General features: G+C 75.0%; 18 protein-coding genes and 1 pseudogene. 9 read left to right on the forward strand and 10 right to left on the reverse strand.

Annotated features, from left to right (window positions below):
• Positions 1-2 precede the first annotated feature (2 nt).
• The gene (locus M2302_RS14120) at positions 3-416 is read left to right on the forward strand and encodes a roadblock/LC7 domain-containing protein (protein ID WP_172894634.1); all 414 of its coding nucleotides are present in this window, start codon (positions 3-5) and stop codon (positions 414-416) included.
• Between the two features lie 124 nt (positions 417-540).
• Here M2302_RS14120 and M2302_RS14125 read toward each other — a convergent pair whose 3' ends face one another.
• Positions 541-2034 (reverse strand): GH1 family beta-glucosidase, encoded by a 1494-nt coding sequence (locus M2302_RS14125; RefSeq protein WP_280838348.1) that lies wholly within the window; start codon positions 2032-2034, stop codon positions 541-543.
• A gap of 861 nt (positions 2035-2895) precedes the next feature.
• Here M2302_RS14125 and M2302_RS14130 point away from each other — a divergent pair.
• Positions 2896-3654 (forward strand): annotated as a pseudogene (locus M2302_RS14130) (cellulose binding domain-containing protein); the annotation flags it as partial.
• A 49-nt stretch (positions 3655-3703) separates the two neighbouring features.
• Here M2302_RS14130 and tnpA read toward each other — a convergent pair.
• A complete protein-coding gene (tnpA, locus tag M2302_RS14135; RefSeq protein ID WP_280838349.1) occupies positions 3704-4135 on the reverse strand; it encodes an IS200/IS605 family transposase in 432 nt (143 codons plus the stop codon).
• 23 nt (positions 4136-4158) lie between these two features.
• On the opposite strand from tnpA, the gene M2302_RS14140 reads away from it, so the two are divergent.
• Genes M2302_RS14140 through M2302_RS14150 form a run of 3 tightly spaced genes read left to right on the forward strand, consistent with a single transcriptional unit; the run spans position 4159 to position 5859 of the window.
• Positions 4159-4572 (forward strand): hypothetical protein, encoded by a 414-nt coding sequence (locus M2302_RS14140; RefSeq protein ID WP_280838350.1) that lies wholly within the window; start codon positions 4159-4161, stop codon positions 4570-4572.
• Complete coding sequence (locus M2302_RS14145; RefSeq protein WP_280838351.1) at positions 4569-5717, forward strand: transposase; 1149 nt, start codon at positions 4569-4571, stop codon at positions 5715-5717. The genes M2302_RS14140 and M2302_RS14145 overlap by 4 nt, the downstream gene beginning before the upstream one ends.
• Positions 5718-5721: 4 nt before the next feature.
• On the forward strand, positions 5722-5859 hold the full coding sequence (locus M2302_RS14150; protein WP_280838352.1) for a glycoside hydrolase family 48 protein: 138 nt from the start codon (positions 5722-5724) through the stop codon (positions 5857-5859).
• Between the two features lie 300 nt (positions 5860-6159).
• Here the strand turns inward: M2302_RS14150 and M2302_RS14155 are convergent, their stop codons facing one another.
• Entirely contained in the window at positions 6160-6831 is a 672-nt protein-coding gene (locus M2302_RS14155; RefSeq protein ID WP_280838353.1) for a DUF3159 domain-containing protein, read from the reverse strand.
• Between the two features lie 83 nt (positions 6832-6914).
• Here M2302_RS14155 and M2302_RS14160 point away from each other — a divergent pair, with 83 nt between their 5' ends.
• The gene (locus M2302_RS14160; protein WP_280838407.1) at positions 6915-7802 is read left to right on the forward strand and encodes a phosphatase PAP2 family protein; all 888 of its coding nucleotides are present in this window, start codon (positions 6915-6917) and stop codon (positions 7800-7802) included.
• On the opposite strand, the gene M2302_RS14165 is transcribed toward M2302_RS14160, so the two are convergent.
• Entirely contained in the window at positions 7803-8243 is a 441-nt protein-coding gene (locus tag M2302_RS14165; protein ID WP_280838354.1) for a YbhB/YbcL family Raf kinase inhibitor-like protein, read from the reverse strand.
• A 108-nt stretch (positions 8244-8351) separates the two neighbouring features.
• On the opposite strand from M2302_RS14165, the gene M2302_RS14170 reads away from it, so the two are divergent.
• Positions 8352-9032: a maleylpyruvate isomerase N-terminal domain-containing protein gene (locus M2302_RS14170; RefSeq protein WP_280838408.1), complete on the forward strand. Its 681-nt coding sequence runs from the start codon at positions 8352-8354 to the stop codon at positions 9030-9032.
• Between the two features lie 163 nt (positions 9033-9195).
• Here M2302_RS14170 and M2302_RS14175 read toward each other — a convergent pair whose 3' ends face one another.
• The gene (locus M2302_RS14175) at positions 9196-10119 is read right to left on the reverse strand and encodes a DUF1028 domain-containing protein (protein ID WP_280838355.1); all 924 of its coding nucleotides are present in this window, start codon (positions 10117-10119) and stop codon (positions 9196-9198) included.
• Between the two features lie 310 nt (positions 10120-10429).
• Here M2302_RS14175 and M2302_RS14180 point away from each other — a divergent pair, with 310 nt between their 5' ends.
• Both M2302_RS14180 and M2302_RS14185 read left to right on the forward strand, forming a co-directional pair.
• Positions 10430-11410, forward strand: a complete 981-nt coding sequence (locus tag M2302_RS14180) for an LLM class F420-dependent oxidoreductase (protein ID WP_280838409.1) — start codon at positions 10430-10432, stop codon at positions 11408-11410.
• Complete coding sequence (locus M2302_RS14185; protein ID WP_280838356.1) at positions 11407-12198, forward strand: SDR family oxidoreductase; 792 nt, start codon at positions 11407-11409, stop codon at positions 12196-12198. The genes M2302_RS14180 and M2302_RS14185 overlap by 4 nt, the downstream gene beginning before the upstream one ends.
• 161 nt (positions 12199-12359) lie before the next feature.
• Here M2302_RS14185 and M2302_RS14190 read toward each other — a convergent pair whose 3' ends face one another.
• The 5 genes from M2302_RS14190 to M2302_RS14210 form a co-directional block, all read right to left on the reverse strand.
• Positions 12360-14672, reverse strand: a complete 2313-nt coding sequence (locus tag M2302_RS14190; RefSeq protein WP_280838410.1) for a transglutaminase domain-containing protein — start codon at positions 14670-14672, stop codon at positions 12360-12362.
• 86 nt (positions 14673-14758) lie between these two features.
• Positions 14759-15907 carry a DUF58 domain-containing protein gene (locus M2302_RS14195; RefSeq protein ID WP_280838357.1) on the reverse strand — a complete coding sequence of 383 codons (1149 nt, stop codon included), beginning with the start codon at positions 15905-15907 and terminating at the stop codon, positions 14759-14761.
• Between the two features lie 13 nt (positions 15908-15920).
• Entirely contained in the window at positions 15921-16919 is a 999-nt protein-coding gene (locus M2302_RS14200; protein WP_280838358.1) for a MoxR family ATPase, read from the reverse strand.
• Positions 16920-16952: 33 nt separating this feature from the next.
• On the reverse strand, positions 16953-19514 hold the full coding sequence (locus M2302_RS14205) for a fibronectin type III domain-containing protein (RefSeq protein ID WP_280838411.1): 2562 nt from the start codon (positions 19512-19514) through the stop codon (positions 16953-16955).
• 218 nt (positions 19515-19732) lie between these two features.
• Positions 19733-22846, reverse strand: a complete 3114-nt coding sequence (locus tag M2302_RS14210; protein WP_280838359.1) for a tetratricopeptide repeat protein — start codon at positions 22844-22846, stop codon at positions 19733-19735.
• Between the last annotated feature and the right edge of the window lie 206 nt (positions 22847-23052).

The following is a 23052-nucleotide window of genomic DNA, read 5'->3' on the forward strand; positions in this document are numbered from 1 at the left end:
CCTTGAGCCAGGAGGCGCGGGACCTTAGCTGGCTGGTCAACGCGTTCGCGGAGCGGGTGCCGGGGGTGGCCCACGCCGTGGTGGTCTCCTCCGACGGGCTGCTGGTCGCGATCTCGGCGCACCTGCCCCGCGACCACGCCGACAAGCTCGCCGCGGTGACCTCCGGCCTGATGAGCATCACCGCGGGGGCGGCCCAGATGTTCGACGGCGACATCGTCAAGCAGACGGTCGTCGAGATGGGGCGCGGCTACTTCCTGGTGATGCAGATCCGCGACGGCTCGATCCTCGCCACGCTGGCCGCCTCGGACGCCGACATCGGCGTGGTCGGCTACGAGATGGCCCGGCTCGCCAAGCAGGCCGGGGAGATGCTCACCCCGGCGCTGCGCGCCGAGTTGCAGCAGGCGCTGCCCCGCTGACGACGACCGCTCCCGCCGTACCGGCGGGCCGATCCCGCTCGGCCGGACCCGCCCGCCCCGGCGGGCTGGACCACCGGACCGCCCCCCACGCGGTCCGGTGCGCCGGTCCCGGCCGGCGGGTGGCTCAGAGGCCGTTGTCGCTGATCACCTGCCGGTACCAGTGGGCGCTGCGCTTGGGGATGCGGCGCTGGGTGGCGTAGTCCACGTAGACCAGTCCCCAGCGCTGGTCGTAGCCCTCGGCCCACTCGAAGTTGTCCAGCAGCGACCAGACGTGGTAGCTCTCCAGCGGCACGCCGGCGGCGATCGCGCGGTGCGCGGCGGCGAAGTGGTCCCGCAGGAAGGCGATCCGGCCGGCGTCGTCGACGGTGCCGTCGGCGCCCAGGACGTCCGGGCAGGGCAGGCCGTTCTCGGTGACGGTGATCGGGACGGGGCCGTAGTCCCGGGTGACCCGGGTCAGGATGTCGTACATCCCGTCGGGGTACATCTGCTGCCACTCCGCCTCCGAGGTGGCCCAGCGCTGCACGGTGCCGCCGTCGGCGGTGACGTAGATCGGGGTGTAGTACTGCACGGCCAGCAGGTCGACCGGGCTGGAAATGATCTCCAGGTCGCCGTCGGCGATGCCCCGGACCAGCCGGCTGTCCCCGCCGAGGTCGGCCAGCACGTCGGCCGGGTACGCACCGGTGAGCACGGAGTCCAGGTACAGCCGGTTCTCGTAGCCGTCGTAGAGCCGGGTCGCGGCCGCCGCGGCCGGGGTGTCGTCGGCCGGGTAGCACGGGTGCAGGTTGAACGCCGGCCCGATCCGCGCGGTGGAGCCGGTGGCCCGCAGGGCGCGCACTGCCAGCCCGTGTGCGAGCTGGAGGTGGTGGGCGACCAGGTACGCGGCGTCCGGATCCTGCCGGCCCGGGGCGTGGTGGCCCCAGAGGTAGCCGTTCTGCACCACGGTCTTCGGCTCGTTGACGGTCAGCCACACCGGCACCTGGTCACCCAGGCCCCGGAACACGGCGTCGGCGTAGTCGGCGAAGCGGTACGCGGTGTCCCGGTTCTCCCAGCCGCCGGCGTCCTGCAACGACTGGGGCAGGTCCCAGTGGAAGAGGGTGACCATGGGTGCGATGCCGCGCTCGTGCAGGCCGTCGACGAGCCGGCGGTAGAAGTCGAGGCCGCGCTGGTTGGGTCGGCCGGTGCCGTCGGCCTGGATGCGGGGCCAGGAGACGGAGAACCGGTAGCTGCGCAGGCCGAGGTCGCGCATCAGGTCCAGGTCCTCGGACCAGCGGTGGTAGTGGTCCGCGGCCACGTCGCCGGTGTCGCCGTTGCGGGTCCGCCCCGGGGTACGGCTGAAGGTGTCCCAGATCGACTCCCCGCGCCCGTCCTCCTTGGCGGCGCCCTCGATCTGGTAGGCCGAGGTGGCCGCGCCCCAGCCGAAGTCGCGTGGGAAGCGCAGGGTGCCCGCGCCGGGGGTGGCGGTCGGGTTCCCGTCCGGCGGGGTGTCGCAGCCGGCCGTCACGGCGCCGGCCGCGGCGGCCGCGCCAGCCACGGCGGCCCCGACCGGGGAGATCCCGGCGCTGGCGGTGGCGGAGAGCGCGGCGGGGTGCAGCAGTCGCCGTCGGGTGAGTATCGACATCGGTGTTTCTCCTCAGGGTGCGGGCCACCCCGACGGCCGGGAGCGCTCCCAACACCGGCATGCGGCGTTCCGGCCGCCTCGGGGGCGGACCGCCAGCCTAGAGGGCCGCGCGGAGGCGGCCGGGATGGGGGAAGTGAGATGTGACGGGCGCCGTCGGTCGTCCGACGCGCCGGGCGGGGCGCAGATAGCGAGCGAGGCCGGCCGGGCGGCGTACGCGCCTGTCCCGTCGGCCTCTTTTCCCGTCGACTACAGGGGTTTAGTGTGGGGACGGAGGAGGGCAACCCCCGTCCCCACCTTGGTGCACACACGCACGAGTCGAATTGGCGTCCGCCGTGCGTGTCGCGCGGGAGCCGGGCCACGCGAGTGGCTCTGGTTCCACCTCCCTCCGTCACTGGCGGGTGTCGGCTGGCGACGGTGTCCGGGCTGGCCCGTCGTCAGCCTCTTGGCCTGCACCGCGGCCGGGCGACCACGGTCGTCGAACAATTGCATCTCCGTCGATGGAAGCGCTCCCATCGACGATGCAGCGACTGTAACGCCCGTCACGGGTTTGTGAAAGCCCCAAAACGAGATCGAAACATCGATCGGTGTCCCACCTGCGGTGTTGGCGTGGGAGCGCTTCCATGGCAGACTGTCGAATCGACGCAACGGAGCCAGCTCGCGTGAGCGGGGGTCGCCGAGGGCATCCGGATCTCCGGACGGCACCCCGAGGAACCGCCGCCGCCCCAGGGGCGGCAGACCGGCGCAGTTCCGCACCGACCACCTTCCCGGGCGCCTCCGTCCCCCCGCGTTCCCTGCTCGCGTGGAGGCGCCTCGCCGGCGGCCCGTCAGGCTCCGGCCCTCCTCCGAGGAGACACCGCGCACATGAGACTCTGGGCAAGACGTCGCCGGACGGCGATGTTCGCCGCCACCGCGCTGGCCAACGGCGGGGTGACCCTGCCGGCCGGCGCCGCGCAGGCCGCCCCCGCCTGCGACGTGGTCTACGCGACCAACGACTGGAACACCGGCTTCACCGCCAACGTCACCGTCAAGAACCTGGGCGACGCACTCACCGGCTGGACGCTCAAGTTCTCCTTCCCGAACAGCTCCCAGCGCGTCACCCAGGGCTGGTCGGCGAAGTGGAGCCAGACCGGCAGCGAGGTCACCGCGACCAACGAGTCGTGGAACGGCAACCTCGGCACCGGCGCTTCCACCACCATCGGGTTCAACGGCGCGTACGCCGGCAGCAACCCGAAGCCCACCGCCTTCACCCTCAACGGAATCGCCTGCAACGGCACCCCGGCCAACCAGCCGCCGACGGTGTCGCTTGGGCTGCCGACCGGACCGTTCGAGGCGCCGGCTGACGTACCGCTCACCGCCACCGCCGGCGACCCGGACGGGACGATCGCCAAGGTCGAGTTCTACCGCAACGGCCTGCTGGTCAACACCGACACCACCGCCCCGTACGGCTACACACTGGAGGACCTCCCGGCCGGCAGCTACGCCGTGCAGGCCAAGGCGTACGACAACGCCAACGGCGTCGCGGTGGCGGAGAAGGCGTTCACCGTCAACCCCGCCTCCGGTCCGGTGCTGGTGGCCACTCCGTCGGCGGTCAGCGTGACCGAGGGCGGCACCGGCACGGTCAACTGGATTAGCGACGAATCCTGGCCCTTCAGGGCCGGGAGGAATCGCGTCACGGACCGGGACGTTTCTGCCCTTTGATGTAGTCCTTGACTACTTCCAGTGGGGCGCCGCCGCAGGACGCGGCGAAGTACGAAGGGGACCACAGGTGCCCGTGCATGGTGTGCCGGTTGATCCGGCCGGTGAACTCCTTGCGCAGGTAGTGCGCCGAGACGCCCTTGAGTCGGTTGACCAGCGTGGAGATCGGCAGCTTGGGCGGGTAGTGCACGAGCAGGTGGACGTGGTCGTCCTCGCCGTTGAACTCGCGCAGCTCGGCGCCCAGGTCGGCGCAGACCTGCCGCATGACCTGTTCGCAGTGGGTGAGCATCGCGTCGTTGAGGACGTCCCGCCGATACTTGGTGACGAAGACAAGATGTACGTGCAGGTTGTAGACAACGCTTCTACCTCTGCGAACATTCGGGTCCGGGGTCCATCGTGGTGACATAGATAAGATGATTCGGTGTGGGCATGCCTGCGAAACTGGACAAGGTCGTGAAGCCGAGCTGGGCGGCCAAGGTCCTCGGCATCGACTACGCGGACCTGCCGAAACTCGACCGCCCCTGGACCAAACGGGACGTGCGGTCGCTGCGTGACAGCAGGCCGGACTGGCTGACCGAAGCGCGACGCCGCCACGCGGCCAGCGTGCAGCAGGCCAGCGAGGCGCGGGCAGCGGAGCTGGACGTCGCACTGGCACGTCTCGGGTACGACGCGCCGGACCTCGGCACGGTCGACCAGGCGGTGCTGTACATCGACGGCGCCATGACCCACCTGATGATCGAGACACGCTGCTCCGAGGACGAAGCTGACCGGGCCGCGTGGCGCCGCTGGCCGAAGTCGATGGCAGCCGAAGAGGGCTACGCGGACGACGAGGACGCCCGGTGAAGATTGTCGTGCAGGTCCGGCTGTTCCCGGACGCCGCTCAGCAGGCGGCGTTGCGGGCAACCCTGGACCTGTGCAACGACGCCGCGAACGTCGCCTCCGGGCTGGCGTACCAGCGGCGGGTGTTCGCCAAGCAGTCGTTGCAGCGGCTCACCTACGGCCAGTTGAAGGACATGGGTCTGTCCGCGCAGCCCGCCATCCACGTCGCCCGGAAGGTATCCGGCGCGTACGCCACCCTGAAGACCAACATCCAGGCCGGCAACCTCGGCAAGCCAGGGTCGAAGAGGCGCCAGGCCGCCGAGGGTAAATCGATCCGGTTCCGTCGCGACGCGGCGCAGCCGTTCGACGACCGTTGCCTGTCCTGGCAACTGGCTGCCCGCACCGTGTCGATCTGGACGGTCGCTGGCCGATCCGGGCCGATCCGGTTCGGCTGCTCCGACCAGCAGCACGCCACCCTGGTCGCGCACCGCCGCGGCGAATCCGACCTGGTCTGCCGGGACGGCAAGTGGTTCCTGTACGCCACCTGCGACATCCCCGACACGGCGACCAAGGAACCGGACGGGTTCCTCGGCGTCGACCTCGGCATCGCCAACCTCGCCACCGACTCCGACGGCCGCCACCACAGCGGCAAAGCCACAAACCGGGTCCGGCACCGCAACCAGCGGCTCCGCGCGAAACTCCAGGCCATCGGCACCAAATCCGCCAAGCGGCTGCTGAAGAAACGCCGCCGCAAGGAATCCCGGTTCGCCGCCGACACCAACCACCGCATCGCCAAGAGCATCGTGACCGAGGCCGAACGCACCGGCCGCGGAATCGCCCTGGAAGACCTGGGCGGCATCCGTGACCGGGTACGGCTCCGACGGCCCCAGCGGGTCACGCTGCACTCGTGGGCGTTCCACCAACTCGGCCAGTACATCGCCTACAAGGCGAAGCGGGCCGGAGTGGCGGTCGTGCACGTCGACCCGGCGTACACCTCGCAGGGATGCTCCGCCTGCGGACACGTCGCCAAGGCCAACCGGCCCAACCAATCCACCTTCCACTGCCGGTCGTGCGGCTTCGCTGAGCACGCCGACCGGAACGCAGCCCGCAACGTCGCCACACGCGGTGTTACGGGCTGGGCAGCCGTCAGCCTGCCGAACGCGGCGTGACCTCGTGCTCATCACCACGAGCCGTCACGATCCGCAAGCTCGGCCCTTCAGGGTCGAGAAGCTGACCTACCACCGGTTCTGGGCCCAGGCCGACGTCGCCATGGCGTACGCCGACTACGGCAAATTGTTCCCGAACGGGTGAGGTGACCCTCCCGGATGGGTGGCGCGGCGCCACCCGTCCGGCGGCCGACCGGGCCCGGGGGAGTGGACCGCCCGGTCGGCGGGCGGCCCGACTCCCACGGTCGGGCCGGGGGTGGGTCGACGGTTCGGTCGACGCAGCGGATCGGGCGACCCACCCCACCGCCCGCCGCGGCGTGCGTCGGGGAAAAGCCGCGAAAAAAGAGGGCGTCGCGGGATCACACGACGCCGTGCGACGGAGTACCGTGTTTCTCGGAGAGGCCGCTCCCCCCGTGGCGGCCTCTCCCTTAATTTTCCCCCCGGTTCAGCTTCCGTCCGGGGTGACCGGGTGCCGCAGCCCCGGGTGGCCGGCCGGCAGCGACCGCCGGATCAGCAGCCAGCTCACCGTCAGCGCCGCCGCCACCAGCGGCCAGGTCAGCGCCGCCCGGGCCACCGTCAGCGCGACCACCTGACCGCCGAGGTACAGCGGCAGGAACACCGCCACCCGCAACGCGTACGTCGCCGCCCAGACGCAGCTGCCCCGCGAGTACGCCCGCAGCAGCGCCCGGTCCCGCCGCCACCGGCCCCGCTGCCGCAGTGCCACCCCGACCACCACCCCCAGCAGCGGCCGGCGCACCACGATGCTGACCACCCAGACCAGCGCGCTGGCCGCGTTGGAGAAGAGCTGCACCAGGAAGAAGTCGGCCGCCCGTCCGGTGTAGAGCGCGATCAACGCGGCGACGCAGACGGCGAGCAGCCCGACCAGCACCGACCTCGGCCGGTCGCCCCGGCGCAGCCGCCACCCGGCCACCGCCGTGCCGACCAGCACGGCCGCCGCCACCCCGCCGGCGATGGACCGCCCGGTCAGCAGCCAGCCGAGGGTGAACGCCACCGGCGGCAGGGTCGCGTCCACCGCACCGCGCCGCCCGCCCAGCAGGTCCGCCAGCGACTCCGGCCGCTCCGCGACCGCCGGCTCCCGTTCCGTCGTACCGCCCACCGTCACCTCCCGTGGTCCGGCCCCAACCTAGCCGGGACGCACCGGTGTCTCGCCGAGCGACCTGCCGGGAGTGCCGCTACGGTGTGCGGGTGCGCGCGACGGCAAGAGGTTGGACCGCGGTCTGGTTGGTCGTACTGGCTCTGGTCCAGGCGGCCGCTCTCATGGTGCTGTGGCGCTTCGCCGTGCACACCGGGACCGGCCAGTGGCTGGACACGGTCGCGTTGACCGGCAACCAGATCGGCCAGGACCGCATCGACGGGCCGGTCAACCGGATCCTCAACGCGATGTCGGTGGTGTCGCTGCTCGCCGCCACCGCCGTGATCGGCTTCATCGCGCTGATCCGTGGCCGCAAGGCGCTCGCCGTCGCGGCCACCCTGCTGATCGCGGGCGCGAACGTCAGCACCCAGCTGCTCAAGTACGTCCTCGACCGGCCGGCGCTGGGCATCGACCCGGAACGGGACGCCGCCGGCAACAGCCTGCCCAGCGGGCACGCCACCATCGCCGCCTCGGTGGCGCTGGCGCTGATCCTGGTGCTGCCGCCCAAGGTGCGCCCGCTCGGGGCGTTCCTCGGCGTCGCGTACGCCGCCATCGCTGGCGTGGCCACCCTCTCCGCCGGCTGGCACCGGCCCAGCGACGCCGTGGCGGCGTTCCTCGTGGTCGGCGTCTGGGCCGCGCTGGCCGGGCTGCTCCTGCTGGTCTTCCAACGGGAGCAGGCGCAGGTCTCCGCCGAGGACGCCCACCGGCTCGCCGCGGCCCTGCTCGGGCTGGGCGGCCTGGCGGCCGTCGTCGCCAGCGGGCTGGCCCTGTCCTGGCTGCTCGACCAGCAGCAGGTGCCGGTCGACGAGCTGAGCCGCCGTCCGCTCTTCATCGGGTACGCGGGCAGCGCCGCCGGCATCGCCGGCACGATGGCGGTGGTGGCCGCGCTGGTGCTGCTCCCGATGCACCGCCTGGTGCCCCGCTACAAGGGCTGATCAGCGCCGGTACGTCCCGACCATGGTGCCGCTGGCCAGCTCCCGGCCGGCCAGTGCCGCGTGCACGTCGGCGGCCTGCGGGGCGTCGGGCAGGTCGACCGGGCGTTCCAGGGCGTACAGCCGGAAGAAGTAGCGGTGCGCCTCGTCGGCCTGCGGCGGGTGCGGCCCACCCCACCCGGTGGTGCCGAAGCCGTTGGGCCACTCCCGGCCGCCCTCGGGGACCATGCCCTCCCCGACTCCGCCGGAGGTCGGGGAGATCCCGGTGACCAGCCAGTGCAGGAACGGACTCCGCCCGGCGTCCGGGTCCTCGACCAACAGCAGCAGCTCGGTCGCGGACTCCGGCACGTCGGACCACTGCAACGGCGGTGAGGCGTTCCCGCCGTCTCGCGAGAACCGCCCCGGCAACTGGTCGTGGTCGTTGAACGCGGTGCTACGCAGCATGATGCCGGCCATCTGTCGCCCGCCCCCTCTCGTCGGCCCGGCGCGTACCCGCGACCGGCCGGCCGAAACCGACGTGGCAGGGTACGAGCACCACGACGGCGGGGGAGGATCGGCCCGGTGGAGACGGTACGGACGGCGTTCCGGGACGAGTGCGCCCGGCTCGACGGGGTGCTGCGCACCCTGACCGAGGCGGACCTGGACCGCCCGACCCCCTGCCCACCCTGGGCCGTCCGCGACCTCGTCGCTCACGTCAGCACCGGCGCCGGCCGTCTGGTCGACATGCTCGCCGCGCCGGCCCCGCCCCGGGCGGAGGTGGACCCCGCCGGCTACTTCGGCGTGGCGAAGTTCACCCCGGAGGTCGACGCCGCGCGGGTCGACAGCGCCCGCCGGGAGGCCCGTCGACCGGCCGACGCGGCGGCGATGGCCGAGGCCTTCACCGCCGCCTGGCGGGGCACCGACTCCGCCGTCGCGGCGCAGCCCGCCGACCGGGTGGTCCGCACCCGGCACGGCGACGCGATGACCCTGTCCGATTTTTTGGTCACCCGGGTGGTGGAGGTCGGCGTGCACGGCCTCGACCTGGCCCGGGCGCTGGACCGGCGGCCGTGGCTGACCCCGACCGCCGCCCAGGTGGTCGCCGACCTGCTCACCGGCGGCCGGCCCGTCCCGGCGCGGCTGGGCTGGGACCCGCTCACCCTGATCCGCAAGACCACCGGGAGGCTGCCGCTCACCGAGGCGGAGCGCGCCGAGATCGCGACGGCGGATTTCCGCTGGCTCTCCTTCGCCGGCTGACCCGTCCGCCGGCCGGCCGGGTCGCCGGCTCCGCGGCCGGCTCGCGCCCAGGGCGGTCGCCGCGCCGGCAGGGCAGGCGGGTCGCCTGCCGGGCAGGGCAGCGGGTCGCCGTGCCCGGCAGGGCAGCGGCGTGCCGGGCAGGGCAGCGGTCGCCGTGGACCGGTCAGTCGCCGATGCGGGGCGCGGGGATCGCGGCGACCGTGCGGCGCAGGTGCGCCAGGACGATCGGGTCGATGTGCCCCGGCACCAGCCGTTCCTCGAGGTTCTCCCAGCCCGCCCAGGAAGCGAGCGCCTCCTCGAGCGCGGGCCCGGCGACCGTCGCGGGCGCCGCGGCGCCCACCGGGTGGACGGCGGCCGTCAGCCCGGCGCCGTCGACAGGGTGGCCGGCGGCGGCCAGCAGACCGGCCACCTCGTCGGCGAGCGGGCCGGCCAGCTCCAGCAGGGTGGCCGGGTCGGGCTTGCCGAAGAGCATGGTGTGGATGTCGAGCAGCCGGTGCAGCTCCCCGACCGGGTCGAGGTGGTCGTCCACTCGCAGGTCGACCAGGTTGTCACCGGTGCCCGCGTACCCACCGCCGAGCTCGACCACCAGGAGGGCCGCGCTCTGGCGACCGCGCCGGTCGCCCCCGGCCTGCTCACCGGCGCGCAGGGCGGCGAGCAGGCGCTGCGGGAACGGCAGCGACTCCCCGGCCAGCCAGCCGTCGCGCACCGCCTCGACGACCTGCGGACCGGCCAGGATGTTGCCCTGGGCCGCCCAGCCGTCGCCGGCCAGGCCACCGGCCCAGCCGCCGCAGCGCGGGCCGGTCCAGGTGGCGCCGGGGCCGGTGGCGCCGACCACACCGAGCTGCCGGTCGTCCCGGCCCGGATCGGCGGCGACCAGTTGGGCGATCACGTCGGCGGCGGGGGCGCCCGCGCGCAGCAGCGCCAGCCCGTTCGGCCGGTAGGAGAGGTTGGCGTGGGCCTGGCTGGCCACCGCGCCCACCTCGGCCTCGGCCCCCGGCACCAGGGCGCCGGCGGCGAGGAACCTGCTGGCCACGGCGACGCCGTGCAGGCGGCCGTCGGCGGACCGGGCGACGAGGGAGAAGGTCACCGGTGAAGGTTAGCGTCGCCGTGGGGCACCCGGGAGTCCCGCCGAGCGCGGTGCGCTGGCGCCCGGGACCGGAGTGGCCCACACCACCGACCGGCGATGGCTCACGCCACCGACCGCAGTGGCCCACACCACCTGCTGGCCATTGGCCCGGTCCGACCGGCGATGGCCCGGGCCGGTAGCGCAGATCTCGTGGGGGCACCGCCGTCCGTCCCGGCGGGCGCGCGGAACGCGTCGAGTGCCGCGGTGCTCCCGGCTCTTGTTCCCGTGCCGGCGAGCGGGCACGATCGACCGGATGACGAACCGATGGGGCATGACGGTGCCGCTGGGCGGCGTCCCGCTCGCCGACCACGCCGCGGTCTACGCCGCCCTCGACCGGGCCGGGTTCACCGACGTCTGGTCGTCGGAGGTCAACGGCGCCGACGCGTTCACCCCGCTCGCCCTCGCCGCCGCCTGGCAGCCGCGGCTGCGCCTCGGCACCGCGATCGCCCCGGTCTTCACCCGGGGGCCCGGGCTGCTGGCGATGAGCGCCGCCGCGCTCGCCGAGGCCGCCCCGGGGCGCTTCGCGCTCGGCATCGGCGCCTCCTCGCCGGTGCTGGTCGACGACTGGAACGCGATCCCGTTCACCGAGCCGTTCCGGCGTACCCGGGACGTGCTGCGTTTCCTGAAGACGGCGCTGCGCGGGGAGACGGTGGACGGGGCGTTCGACACCTTCGCCGTACGCCGGTTCACCCTCGAACGCCCACCGGCGGTGCCGCCGGCGGTGCTGCTGGCCGCGCTGCGCCCCGGGATGCTCCGGCTGGCCGCCGCGGAGGCCGACGGGGTGATCCTCAACTGGCTCGCCGCCGACGACGTGCCGAAGGCCCTCGCCGAGCTGGGCGGACGCGGCCCCGGCTTCGAGGTGGTCGCCCGGATCTTCGTCTGCCCCACCGAGGACGCCGGCTACGCCCGCACCCTCGGCCGGCGGCTGATCACCAGCTACCTGACCGTGCCGGCGTACGCCGAGTTCCACCGCTGGCTGGGCCGGGAGAGCGCCCTCGGCCCGATGTGGACGGCCTGGGCCGCCGGGGACCGGCGGGGCGCCGGCGCGGCCGTCCCCGACGAGGTGGTCGACGCGCTGGTGCTGCACGGCTCGCCCGAGCGGTGCCGCGCCGAGGTGCGCCGCTACGCCGAGGCGGGGGTGGACGTGCCGGTGCTCGCGCTGCTGCCCACCCCGGAGCTGACGTCCGGCGGCGCCGCCGCGCTGGGTGACCTGATCGCTCGGCTCGGGCCGGCGGGGGAGGAGCAGGCGTGAACCTGACCGACCGGGTGGCGGTGATCACCGGAGCGGCCGGCGGCATCGGCTCGGCGCTCGCGCGCCGGTTCGCCGCCGAGGGCGCGGCGGCGCTGGTACTGGCCGACCTGGACGCCACCGCCACCGGCGCGGTGGCCGAGAGCGTCGGCCCGATCGCCCGGGCCGTCGCCGTGGACGTCACCGACGAGGACCAGGTCCGCGAGCTGGTCGCCGACACCGAGCGACGGTACGGCCGGATCGACCTGTTCTGCGCCAACGCGGGCGTGGCCACCGGCGGGGGCGTGGAGGCGGCCGACGCGGAGTGGGACCGGTCCTGGCGGGTCAACGTGCTGTCCCACGTGTACGCCGCCCGGGCGGTGCTGCCGGCGATGCTGGCGCGGGGTGAGGGCTACCTGCTGCACACGTGCTCGGCGGCCGGCGTGCTGACCGCGGTGGGCGACGCCCCGTACACCGCCACCAAGCACGCGGCGGTCGGCTTCGCCGAGTGGCTGGCGATCACCTACCGCGACCAGGGCATCCGGGTCAGCGCGCTCTGCCCGCAGGGGGTGGACACCCCGATGCTCGCCGACGGGCTGGCCGCCGGCCATCTCGGCGCCCGGGTGATCGCGGCCTCCGGCGCGGTGCTCACGCCCGACCAGGTGGCCGACGCGGCGATCGCCGGGCTGGCCGAGGAGCGCTTCCTGATCCTGCCGCACCCCGAGGTCGCCGCGTACGCCCTGCGCCGCGCCCAGGACCCCGACGGCTGGCAGGCCGGCCTCCGCAAACTCGTCCGCCGCCTCCGCGCCTGACCGCTTTCCCCTCCCGCCCCCTCCCGCCCGGCTTGCTCGGTGATCAAGAAGTTTGCGTCTCGGCGGGCCGGTTTCCCGACGCAAACCTCTTGATCACCGAGGCCGGAGCCCGCGCTGGCGTTGCCCGGCTCGCCCCTTGTGGGCGGGGTGCCTGGGTGGGGTCAGGGGCGCCAGCGGAGGGGGCCGAAGTGGACCGACCAGAGCAGGCGGCGCCAGCGGGGGCGGGCGGCGCGCAGGGCCGCCACGTACTGCTCGGCGAGTGCCGACGCCCGGTCGGCGTGGGCCAGGGTGGCGCTACCGGGCGCGAAGGCGACCTGGTTGAGCAGGACGGCCAGCTCGTCCACGTCGGGTCCGTCCACCATGGCCGGTGCGGTGGCGACGGCCGGGCCGTACCCGGCGTATCCGGCGTGGTCGGTCTCGCCGGTCGGGTCGGCGGTCGCAGGAGCGGTCGGGGGAGCGGTCCGGTCGGCGGTCGTCGTGGCGCGGGCGTCGGCGAGAGCTCGTCGGGCGTGCCGGGCTACCTCCGTGGCGGCCAGGTCGCCGCCGACGGGCCGGCCCGCCAGGCGCAGCGCGTCGGTGACCTCCCGCCAGGCGCCGGCGATCCGCTCGCTTGGGTCACCCCGTTCCCGGCGGGCCCGGGCCTGCGCCCGGCGCATCCCGGCCAGCGTGGCCAGCGCCGCCCCGATGAGCAGCAGCAGGCCGGTGACCGCCACGGCGACCAGGACCGGCGTCGACACGCCCCGGTCACCGGCGGGACCGTCCGCGGCGGCCACCGCCGGCGAGGTCGCGGTCGGCTCCACGGTCGGCTCGGGCACCTCCGACGGGGGCGGGTCGTCCGGCGTCGGCCGGAAGTCCTCCTCCACCGGGCGGGGCTCCGTGTCCGGGCGGGGCAGCGGGTCGAACGGCACCCAGCCGACGCCGGAGAAGAGCACCTCCGGCCAGGCGAACGCGTCGGCGGCCCGGACCGGACCGTCGCCGCGCGACTCGAAACCGACCACCACCCGGGTCGGCAGGCCGGTCAGCCGGCCCAGCACCGCGAACGCCGCCGCGAACTGCTCCGACGTGCCGCGCTGCCCGCCGCCACCGCGCGGTCCGAAGAGGAAGAAGTTCAAGTTCGGGTACGCGTGCCCGCTCGGCGCGTCCGCCACCACCCGGTAGTGCTCGGCGAGGAACTGCTCGATCGCGGCGGCCCGCGCGTACGGGGCGCCGTTGTCCTCGGCGAGTTGGCCGGCGAGCTTGCGCAGCGGCTCCGGCGTACCGTCGGCGACCCGCAGCACCCGCGCCACCTCCGCACCGGCCGGCACGTCGGCGGTGGCGAGCAGGTTCGCGTCCGGCCGCTCCCGCGCCGAGGTGACCGTGTACCGCAGTCCCGGGCTCAGCCCCTCCGGGCGGATCAGCGTCCCGGTCGCCGGGTCGTACGCCACTCGCGCCCCGGTGACCTCGCGCGGGGTGGCCACCGCCGGCAGCAGCCGTCCGGTCAGGTCGGCCACGGTGATCTCCTGCCGGACGGTCTCCACCGGCCCGGCGTCAGATGCCGTGGTGGGCAGGATCCGACCCGCGTTGCGGTAGGTCGCGCCGACCCGCCAGGTCACCCCGTCGTAGTCGCTGAGCACCGCCAGCCGGATCCGGCTCTCGGTCCCGGCCGGCGCCCGCGTGGTCACGTCCAGCAGCTTCTGCTCCGGGTTGAGCGCCCAGCCGGAGATCCGGATCAGCGGGTTCTCGTCCAGCGACTCCACCCGCGGCGGCTCCACGTAGCGGCGTGGGTCCACCGGCCGGTCGTCGACCCGGGCGGCCAGCAGCGGCCCGAGCAGGGCGGCCAGCCCTACCACCACCGCCAGGCCGAGCGCGGTGCCCGCCACCAGCCGGGCCCGCACGGCCGCCCGGACCGACGGGGCCAGCCCGGCCGTCGGGTCGGCGGTCCCCGGCGTGCCCCGCCGGTCGGACGCGGCCAGCCCCAGCGCGACCGCGCCGGCGAAGGCGACCGACGGCCAGGTCGCCGGGTCCGCGTTCGGCCCCACCACGTACAGCGCGCCGGCGTAGAGCAGCGTCGGCGGCAGGAAGCCGAGCAGCGTCCGGCCGGCGCGCAGCGCCACCTCCGCGCCGGTCAGCCCGGCCAGCCAGGCCGCCACCAGCGGCACCAGCACGGTGTCCGGCGCCGGCTCGACCGGGATCATCGCGGTGAGCAGCCGGGGGATGCCGTTGCGGGCCGCGTCGGCGACGATCGGCCCGAAGCTGCCCGGCAGGTCGGCGTGCCGGGCGGCCAGGTGCAGCGAGAACGCCGTCCAGCCGGCCATCGCGGCCACCGACACCGGCGCCACCAGCCAGGACGGCAGCCGCCGGGCGGCCACGCTGACCAGCACCGAGCCGATCGCCGCGCCGAACATGAGCCGGGTCAGCAGGTCGTCGGCGTACACCCGACCGAGCACCACCCCGGCCAGCGCGGTCAGCACGACCAGCGCCACCGGCACCGGCACCGCGCGCAGCCCCCGCCGTACCGTCGCGCCCCGACCGTCGCCGGGCGGCGCCGCCGGACCGGGCGCGGCCGGGCGCGCCTGCGTCGTCACCACCGGCGGACCCCGTCCCACTCGGCGGCGAACCCGGCGCCGTCGGCCACGTCCAGCACGACCAGGCCCGCCGCGGCGGCCGGCGTCGGCCCGTCCGCGCCGAAGACCGCCACCACCACCGACGGGTACGCCCCGCGCAGCGCGCCCACCTGCCCCAGGTCACCCCGGCCGCCCGGCCCGGTGAGGAAGACCAGCGTGTCGCCGGCCCGGTCCTGCCGCAGCCGGCTCGCCGAGGTGCGCAACGTGTCGGCATCGCCGTCGGTCAGCTCCACGGCGGCCAGCCGGTCCAGCGGCGGCTCGCCGGCCCGGTCCTCCCCGGGTGCCACCAGCAGCAGCGCCACCGGCAGGTCCTCCCGGACGGCGGCGGTGACCACCGAGGCGGCGGCCTCGCAGGCGGACTCGAAGGACTCGGCCACCCCGTCCACCCGCTGCGGGTGGGCGCCGGACCGGTTGTCCAGCAGCACCACGATCCGGGGCAGGCTGGTGTCCACGTTCTCCCGCACCATCAGCTCGCCGACCCGGGCGCTGGTGCGCCAGTGCACCCGGCGCAGCTCGTCGCCGACGACGTACTCGCGCAACGAGTCGAAGGTGATCGACCCGTGCGGCACGCTGTCCGACCGGCCGTCGAGGCTGCGCCCCGCGCCGGTGGGCACCGCGGTCAGCGGGTGGATCCGCGGGTGCACCCAGACCGGCACCGGCCGACCGTACGAGCGGGAGAGCGCCACCAGCCCCAGTGGGTCGCGCCGGGTCACCCGCAGCGGGCCGACCGGCACCACGCCCCGGCGTCGGGTCGGCACCTCGTACCGGGCGGTGGTGTCCCGCCCGGGCCGCAGCCGCAGCACCGGCACGGGCACCGTCGCCGCGCCGCACCGGTCCTCGGCCAGCAGGTTCGCCGCCCGCAGCCGCCCGGCGTTGCGGACCGTGACCGTCATGTGGGCCGGCTCGCCCCGGGCCACCCGGTCCGGGTCGGCGCTGCGGGAGATCTCCAGGCGGGGCCGCCAGGCGGCGGTCGCCACGGCGTAGCCGACCGCCACTGCGCCCGCCGCGCCGAGCAGCGCCAATTCCGGGTACGCGAAGCGGAAGCCGACGCCGAGCAGCAGCACGGCGGCGACGAGCAGCCCGACGCCGCGGGCGGTGATTCCCATCGGCGTACGGCCGTCAGCTGTGCGCCGGGGCCGGCTGGCCCGACGGCAGCGGCACCGGCACCGACGCGATCGCCTGGCGCAGCACCTCGGCGGGGGTCGCCCCGCGCACCTGCGCGTCCGGGGTGAGCAGCAGCCGGTGGGCGAAGACCGGCTCGGCGAGGGTCTTCAGGTCCTCCGGCATGATCCAGCCCCGGCCGTCGATCAGCGCGTACGCGCACGCCGCTCGGGTCAACGCGATCACGCCCCGGGGGCTGACCCCGACCCGTACCTGCGGATGGTTGCGGGTCGCGGCGGCCAGCCGGACCGCGTACGCGTAGAGCGGCTCGGCGATGTGCACCCGGCGGGCCATCCGGACCATCTCCCCGACGGTGGCGGTGTCGGTGACCGCGCTGAGCGAGTCGGGGGAGCGGACCGTCGCGCCGCGCAGCACCTCCACCTCGACCGCCTCGTCCGGGTAGCCCACGGACAGCTTTACCAGGAAGCGGTCCAGCTGCGCCTCCGGCAGCCGGTAGGTGCCGTCCATCTCGACCGGGTTCTGCGTGGCGACCACCAGGAAGGGTTGCGGCACCGGATGCCGGACGCCGTCCACGGTGACGGTGCGCTCCTCCATCACCTCCAGCAGCGCCGACTGGGTCTTCGGCGAGGCCCGGTTGATCTCGTCGGCGATGACGATGTTGGCGAAGACCGGCCCCGGGTGGAACTCGAAGCCCCGGGTGGCCTGGTTGAAGATGGTCACCCCGGAGACGTCCGAGGGGAGCAGGTCCGGGGTGAACTGGATGCGGCGCCACTCACCCTTGACCGTCGCGGCGATCGCCCGGGCCAGGGTCGTCTTGCCGACGCCGGGTACGTCCTCCAGGAGGACGTGCCCCTGCGCGAACAGCGCGGTCAGCGCCAGCCGTACCACCTGCGGTTTGCCCAGCACGACCGCGTTGACGTTCTCCGCCAGCCGGGCGGCGAGGGCGGCGAAGCCCTGCACCTCCGGGTGGGTGAGCGGTTCCTGGGGGCTGTTCACGGTGGTGGTGCTCCTCGACTGGCTGGTGCGGCGTCAGCAGGTGGGCAGGACGTTGATGTTGTCGCCGCCCTCCAGGTTGAGCCACGCCCAGGGGATGTAGTTGCGCCCGGAGTACTCGACCTGCACCCACCAGGTGCTCTGCTTCTGGCTGTTGTAGATCCAGGAGTCGACGTTGTCGCCGGACTTCTTGCAGTACGCCTTCAGCCGCGTCCCCGGCCTGGCCCAGCCGACCTGCTTGCTGTTGTCCTGCCGGGGGACCGAGAAGACCTCGTTGCCGTTGCGGCCGTCGACCTCTGCGTTGCAGTAGGTGCGCTGGTCTCCGTCCGGCCCGTTGTTGCAGGTGGCGACGCCGTACAGCGGGTCGGTGGTCTGCGCCCGGGTCGCGGTGCCCTTGCCGGCGGCGTTGCTCGCCGTGACCGTGAACGTGTACGCCGTCCCCGGCGTCAGGCCGGGCATCGTGATGCTGGAACAGGGACCCGGCTTCGCCGCCTCACCGGCGGTGCTCAGCGAGCAGGTGGCCTGCCCGCCGCCCGCGTCGACCGTGAAGGTGACGGTCGCCGCGGTGGCGGTCGCCGACGAGCCGGTCACCGTCACCCGGGGCGCCGCGACCGTCCGCGCGGTGGTGCTGGCCTCCGGGCCGGGGCCGGCCTCGTTGACCGCCTTCACCTTCACCGTCACGCTCTGCCCGTCGTCCAACCCGGGCACCGTGGTCTGCGTGTCGGTCACCTCGCTGACCTTGCCCCCGACGTCGACCAGGTATTTCGTCACCGGGCGGCCGTTGTCGAGCGCCGGCGACCACTGCACGGCGACGGTGCCGCGCTGGTCGGCGACCGTGGTGGCCCGCAGCCCGGCCGGCTGTCCCGGCGGGGCGAACGGCACCACCGTGTTGCTCACCGGCGAGGCCGCCGAGCCGGCGCCCTTGTCGTTGACGGACACCACGGTGAAGGCGTACTGGGTGCCGTACTCCAGCTCACCGGCCGGCACCACCAGCTCCGTCTTCGCCGACTCGCCGGCCGGGGCGTTCGTGCCGGCCGAGGTCGCGGTCACCGCGTACTTCGCGATGGTGTTGCCCTGCCCGTTGGCGGCCGGCCACTTCACCAGCACCGTGCCGTCCGGCCGGGCCTCGGCGGTCACGCCGGCCGGCGGGTCCGGCACCGCCGCCGTCGGGGTGACCGGGTTGCTCCGCCGGGCCGGGCCGGCGCCCTTGGCGTTCACCGCGTGCACCGCGAACGTGTACGACTCGCCGTTGGTCAGGCCGGTGATCTCCACCGCCCGCTGGTTGGCGCCCACCTCGTGCTTCTGGCCGCCGCCCTCCACCACGTACCTGGTGATCTCGGCGCCGTTCGCGGCCGCCGGCTTCCAGCTCACCCGGGCCCGCGCGTTGCCGGCGGACGCGGTGACGCCGCGCGGCGCGCTCGGCTTGCCCACCTTCGGCTTCTTCGGCGGAGGCGGCGGCGGGGGAACCGGCGGCGGGTCGCCGCCGAGCACGTCGTTCGCGTACTTGTTGACCTCGCGCACCTGGTGCTTGTCGTCGACAACCCGGGCGGTCGACGAGTCGGGCGCGTTGATGAACAGGTGGTTCTCCCGCACATCCAGCTCCAGCGGGCCGGTCATCCCCTTACCCCGAATGGTGTCGACCAGCTTGCCGGCGCCGTCGAACGCGTAGACCGTCCCACTGGCCTCGTCGGCGCAGTAGAACCGCCCGGCCCAGGCCACCGCCGCGTTGAGCCCGTCACCGCTGCCCGGCACGGTGAACTGGCGTACCTCGCTGCCGTCGGCCACCACGTGCACCCGCCGCTCGCCGCCCACCGTGACCGGCACGGCCGGGCCGCTGGTCCGGGCCGGCAGCGTGCCCGCGGACGACATGGCCAGCGGGGTGCGCACCGTCTCGCCGGCGCGGACCGTGACCAGCGACGCCGAGGTGCGATCCAGCACCGCCACCCCGTCGTCCAGCGTGGACACCACCAGCTCGTGGCTCGGCTCCGCCACCGTGTACGTCTCGACCTGCTTCGGGCTGAGGCCGCCGCCATCGGCCGGGGCGGAGGGCAGCTCCGCCGCGGTGACCGCCGAGACGGTGCCCTCGCTGGGGATCGCGATCCAGAGCCGGCCCTTGCCGTCGAACGCGCCGCCGGTGATGCCCGGCGGGTAGTGCACCGGCTCACCGACCGGGGTGAGCGAGCGCGGGTCCAGCTGCCGGACGATGCCCTGCACGGCGTCAACGACGAACGCCGCGTCCTCGTGCAGCACGACGTTGACCCCGAGGCCGGGCGTGGTCCGGGTGGTCGCGGTGATCTGGAGGGTGGCCAGGTCCAGCGAGCTGACCTGGCCGGTGTTCAGGTCGCGCAGGATGAGCAGCCGGTCGGTCTGGGTGACCTGCATCGGGTGCCGCCGCGCGCCGGGGATCTCCATCCGGGTGTCGACCCGCGCGGTGACGCCGTTGACCCGGGCCATCTCGCTGCGCGCCGCGCTCCACAACCAGCTGCTCGCGTCGTAGTTGGCCACCGCGTTGTCGGCGGCGCCCAGCCCGAGCACCGTCAGCCCCATCGCCGCCAGCAGCGCGCCCACCGTGCCGATGGTGACCAGCCCGCCGCGCATCCGGGAGCGGTGTGGCGGTGCGGCGGTGTCGGTCACGGTGCTCCGCCCCGAGTCGTCGATGGTGGCCACGTCCGGCTGCCTCCCCGTCTGGCTGTCCAGGTGGCGCGCCGTGTCCCCGGCGACCCTCCCCTGAGCCGTGGGACATCATATGGGCCGCGCCGGCACCGGGGAACCCGCTGGGTCTCCCTGTGGACACCCAGCGTGTGCGCCGTGGTCGGTCAGCCCGCCGGCGTCCGCCGCTCCCGGTCCGTGCAGACCTGTCCCGACGTGGCGAAGGCGTCCGTGGAGTACACCGCGAGCACGGTGAAGCAGTAGTCCACCGTGGAGCTGAGGCCGTTCACGGTGTAGATCGTCTGTCCCGGGTCGACGGTGGCCATCACGCCGAGCGCCTTACCGGCGCGCCCGCCGGCGACCATGAACGGCGCTCCGCCACCCGCCGGGTCGGACCAGGTGATCGTGACGCTCGTCCCGTCGTCGCGCAGCTTCAGGCCGGTGGGCGGCGCACCGGTCGCCTTCGCCGCCCCCGGCGTGCCCCCGGTCGGTGCAGGCGGCACGCCGGGCTCGTCGCGGTCCAGCGCCACCGCGCCGACGACCCCCGCGACCCCCAGCACCACGACGCCCGCCACGACGGCCAGCATCACGCGACCCCGTCCGCGCCGCTCCGGCGGCGCCTCGACCTGGTACACCGGCGGCGGCTGATACACCGGGCTGACCGGCGCGTACGTCGCCTCCTGGCGCGGCTGCTCGACCGGGGCGCCGGCCTCCTCCTCCACCACCCGGGGCGGCATGTCGTACGCGACCAGCGGTTCGTCGACGAGTTCCAGCGGCCCATCGGTGTCGGTCTGGCTGCTGGCGCCCTCGTCCTCGGCCGGCTCGTCGCGGACCGGGGAGGTGGTCAGTGGCTGCGGCGGCGCGACGCTGCTCCACGGGGGCGCGGTCAGTCCCCACGGTGGGGCGCTGACGGGCGGGGTGCTCACCGGCGTGGCGCTCACCGGGTGATGGGGTGCCGGCGGCGCGCTGGCCACTGGCGGCATCGGCGGACGGTGCACCTGGTGGGCTGGCGGGGTGGTCACGGGGTGGTTCGGCGCCGGAGGGGTGCTGACCGGGTAGGAGGGCGCGGGCGGGGCGCTTGTCACGGGGGGCGCGCTGAGTTGGTGGGCCGGCGGGGTGACCGCATGGTGCTGGGTTGGCGGGGCGCTCACCGGGTTGGCCGGGGTGCTGGGCGCGGGGGCCGCACTGACGGGCTGGGTCGGCGGGGCGATCGGACGGTGCGGTGGTTGCGGGGCGCCGATCGGGTGCGTGGGAACCGGGACGGGCGGCGCGCTGATCGGCGGCGCGGGCGCCGGCGCGACCGGCGGTGGGGGCGGCGGCGTGACCGGTGGTGCGGGCGGCGCGCTGATCGGCGGTGCGGGTGGCGCGCTGACCGTTGGGGTGTCGTTGAACGGTGGCGTGCTGACCGGCGGGATGGGGGCCGCGTTGACCGGCCGCACGGGGATGGGGGAAGCGCTGACCGGGTGCGCGGTGGCCGGGGGAGCGCTGACGACCGGCGGTGCGGGTACCGGTCGGGCGGTCGTGGGCGGTGGGGGCACCGGTGGTGCGCTCACCGGCGGCGCGCTGACGGGCTGGGATGCCCCGGCGTGCGGCGGCGCGCTGATCGGGCCGGCAGTGACCGGGCCTGCGCTGACGGTGCCTGCGGTGACCGGTGGGGCGCTGACGGGCGGCGTGCTGACCGGGGCGTTCGTTGGTCGGGTCGTCGCCCGCGGCGTCGTCGCCTGGCGCTGTGCCTCCTCGCGCAGGAGCGGATCTATCTGCTGGACCTGGATGGTCGGCCGGTCCCAGCCGTGCGCCTTCGGGACCGCCGGCCGCGGGACCTCCTTGGCGGGCGGCTCGGTCGACCTGTTGGGCGGCGTGACCGGCGAAGCATGCGACGCGGTGGCGCCGGTGGTCACCGGACTCGGCGTACCTGCCGTGGTCACCGGACTCGGCGTGGTGCCTCCGGTGGTCACCGGCGTACCCGTGGCCGCCCGGTGGTCCGGCGGAGGCGGAAGTGGCGTCGGCACCGCGTCGGCCGGCGGCGCGGGGAGGGTCGGATTCCGGCTCGGCACCTGGGGCGCCGGTGGGACGACCGTGGGCACGGTCACCGGACCGGGCGGCACCTGTGCCCGCGGAGGAACCGGGGGTGGTGGCACCGCCGTCCGGGTCGGCGCGGGCTGTGAAGCCGGCGGCGTCGCGACGGCGGGCCCGGGCGCCGGCGGCCGGGTCGACGCGGCGTCGGCTCCGGACCGCGCATCCGCCGGCCCGGTCGCCTGGTGCGGCGTGGTCGAGGGCACGGCCGGGGCCCGCAGGTGCGGCGGCGCCCACGGTGACGTGGTGGGGGCGGCGGCGTTGACGTGCGCGGGTTTCCCGGGTCGGGGCGGAGTGGGAGCGGGTACCACGGGCGGCTGCGGGGTCGGCCGGGCGGGCGGATGCGGCGCGGGCGGGGCCGACCGGGGCACCGGCACCTGGGGTGCCGGCGGCACGGAGAACTGCCGGTGTGGCCCGGGCGGCAGCTGCGAGGCCGCGACGGGCGGCGGTGGCGCGGGTGGTGCCGGCGCGGGCGGCACCTGCCGTGCGGGCGGGGCCTGCGGTGGTGCGGAGACCTGTTGGGCCAGGGGCGGCGCCTGGGGCGCCGGCGGCACGGTCCGCGGCGGGGGCACCGGCGCCGTGGGTTGCTGCCGCACCGGCGGTACGACCGGCCTCTGCTGCGGCATACCGGTCGTGGGTGCGGACAACGCGCCGCCAGTGCTCGGCGCGGTGCTCGGCGGTCCGGCCTGCCGGACGGCGGGCGGCCCGGAGTGCCGGAGCGGAACCGGCCCGGGCTGCGGGGCCGGCCGAGGCGGGGCGACGGGCGGGGGCATCGCCGGTGCCGCAGCGCCGAGGTACTGCCGGGCCGCCCGTACCGCGGGGTGGTGCTCACCGAGCACGGCGGGCCCGGCGGTGGCCACCCGGGTGTAGTTGCGGCGGGCCTCGTGGCGGTTGCCGAGCTCCTCGGCCACCGACCCCAGATCGAAGGAGATGGCCAGCATCAGCGGCTCGGCGCCGGTCCACCGGCGCTCGCCCGCGGCGTACGCCTCCTCCAGCACCCGCCGGGCGGCTGTCGGGTCGTCGGCCTCGCGGTGCATCCGCGCCAGCAGGTGTGCGGTGCCCAGCACCTCCGGGTGGTCCTCGCCGTACGCCGGCCGGACCGAGGCGATCGTGTCGGCCAGCAGCCGGCGGGCGGCGGGCAGATCACCGGCGGAACGGAGGGCGAGCGCCCGCTGCTGAGCGGCGACGAGGGGGGAGGGTTGTGACACGTGAGCAATGCTGCCGGTAGACGGTGCCCTGACGCTACCCGCCCCGACGGCGCGCCCCGCCGGTGCTGTCCGCTTCGTGCCTCTGACCTGGGCAGATGTCGCGACGTTGCACCGGGCCGGCGGCGATGTGCATGATCCATCTCGGCCGTGTACAGTAATGCCCCGTGCGGCCCACCAGGCGCGGCTGACCGGCGGGAGAGCCGGCG

It is taken from the genome of Micromonospora sp. A200, from assembly GCF_029893845.1.
Classification (GTDB): domain Bacteria; phylum Actinomycetota; class Actinomycetes; order Mycobacteriales; family Micromonosporaceae; genus Micromonospora; species Micromonospora purpureochromogenes.

Coding starts and splice junctions, on each gene's coding strand:
- M2302_RS14125 (WP_280838348.1), bottom strand. CDS start 2,034: ATGTCGATACTCACCCGACGGCGACTGCTGCACCCCGCCGCGCTCTCC.
- tnpA (WP_280838349.1), bottom strand. CDS start 4,135: ATGTCACCACGATGGACCCCGGACCCGAATGTTCGCAGAGGTAGAAGC.
- M2302_RS14140 (WP_280838350.1), top strand. CDS start 4,159: ATGCCTGCGAAACTGGACAAGGTCGTGAAGCCGAGCTGGGCGGCCAAG.
- M2302_RS14165 (WP_280838354.1), bottom strand. CDS start 8,243: ATGCTGCGTAGCACCGCGTTCAACGACCACGACCAGTTGCCGGGGCGG.
- M2302_RS14180 (WP_280838409.1), top strand. CDS start 10,430: ATGACGGTGCCGCTGGGCGGCGTCCCGCTCGCCGACCACGCCGCGGTC.
- M2302_RS14195 (WP_280838357.1), bottom strand. CDS start 15,907: ATGGGAATCACCGCCCGCGGCGTCGGGCTGCTCGTCGCCGCCGTGCTG.
- M2302_RS14205 (WP_280838411.1), bottom strand. CDS start 19,514: ATGCGCGGCGGGCTGGTCACCATCGGCACGGTGGGCGCGCTGCTGGCG.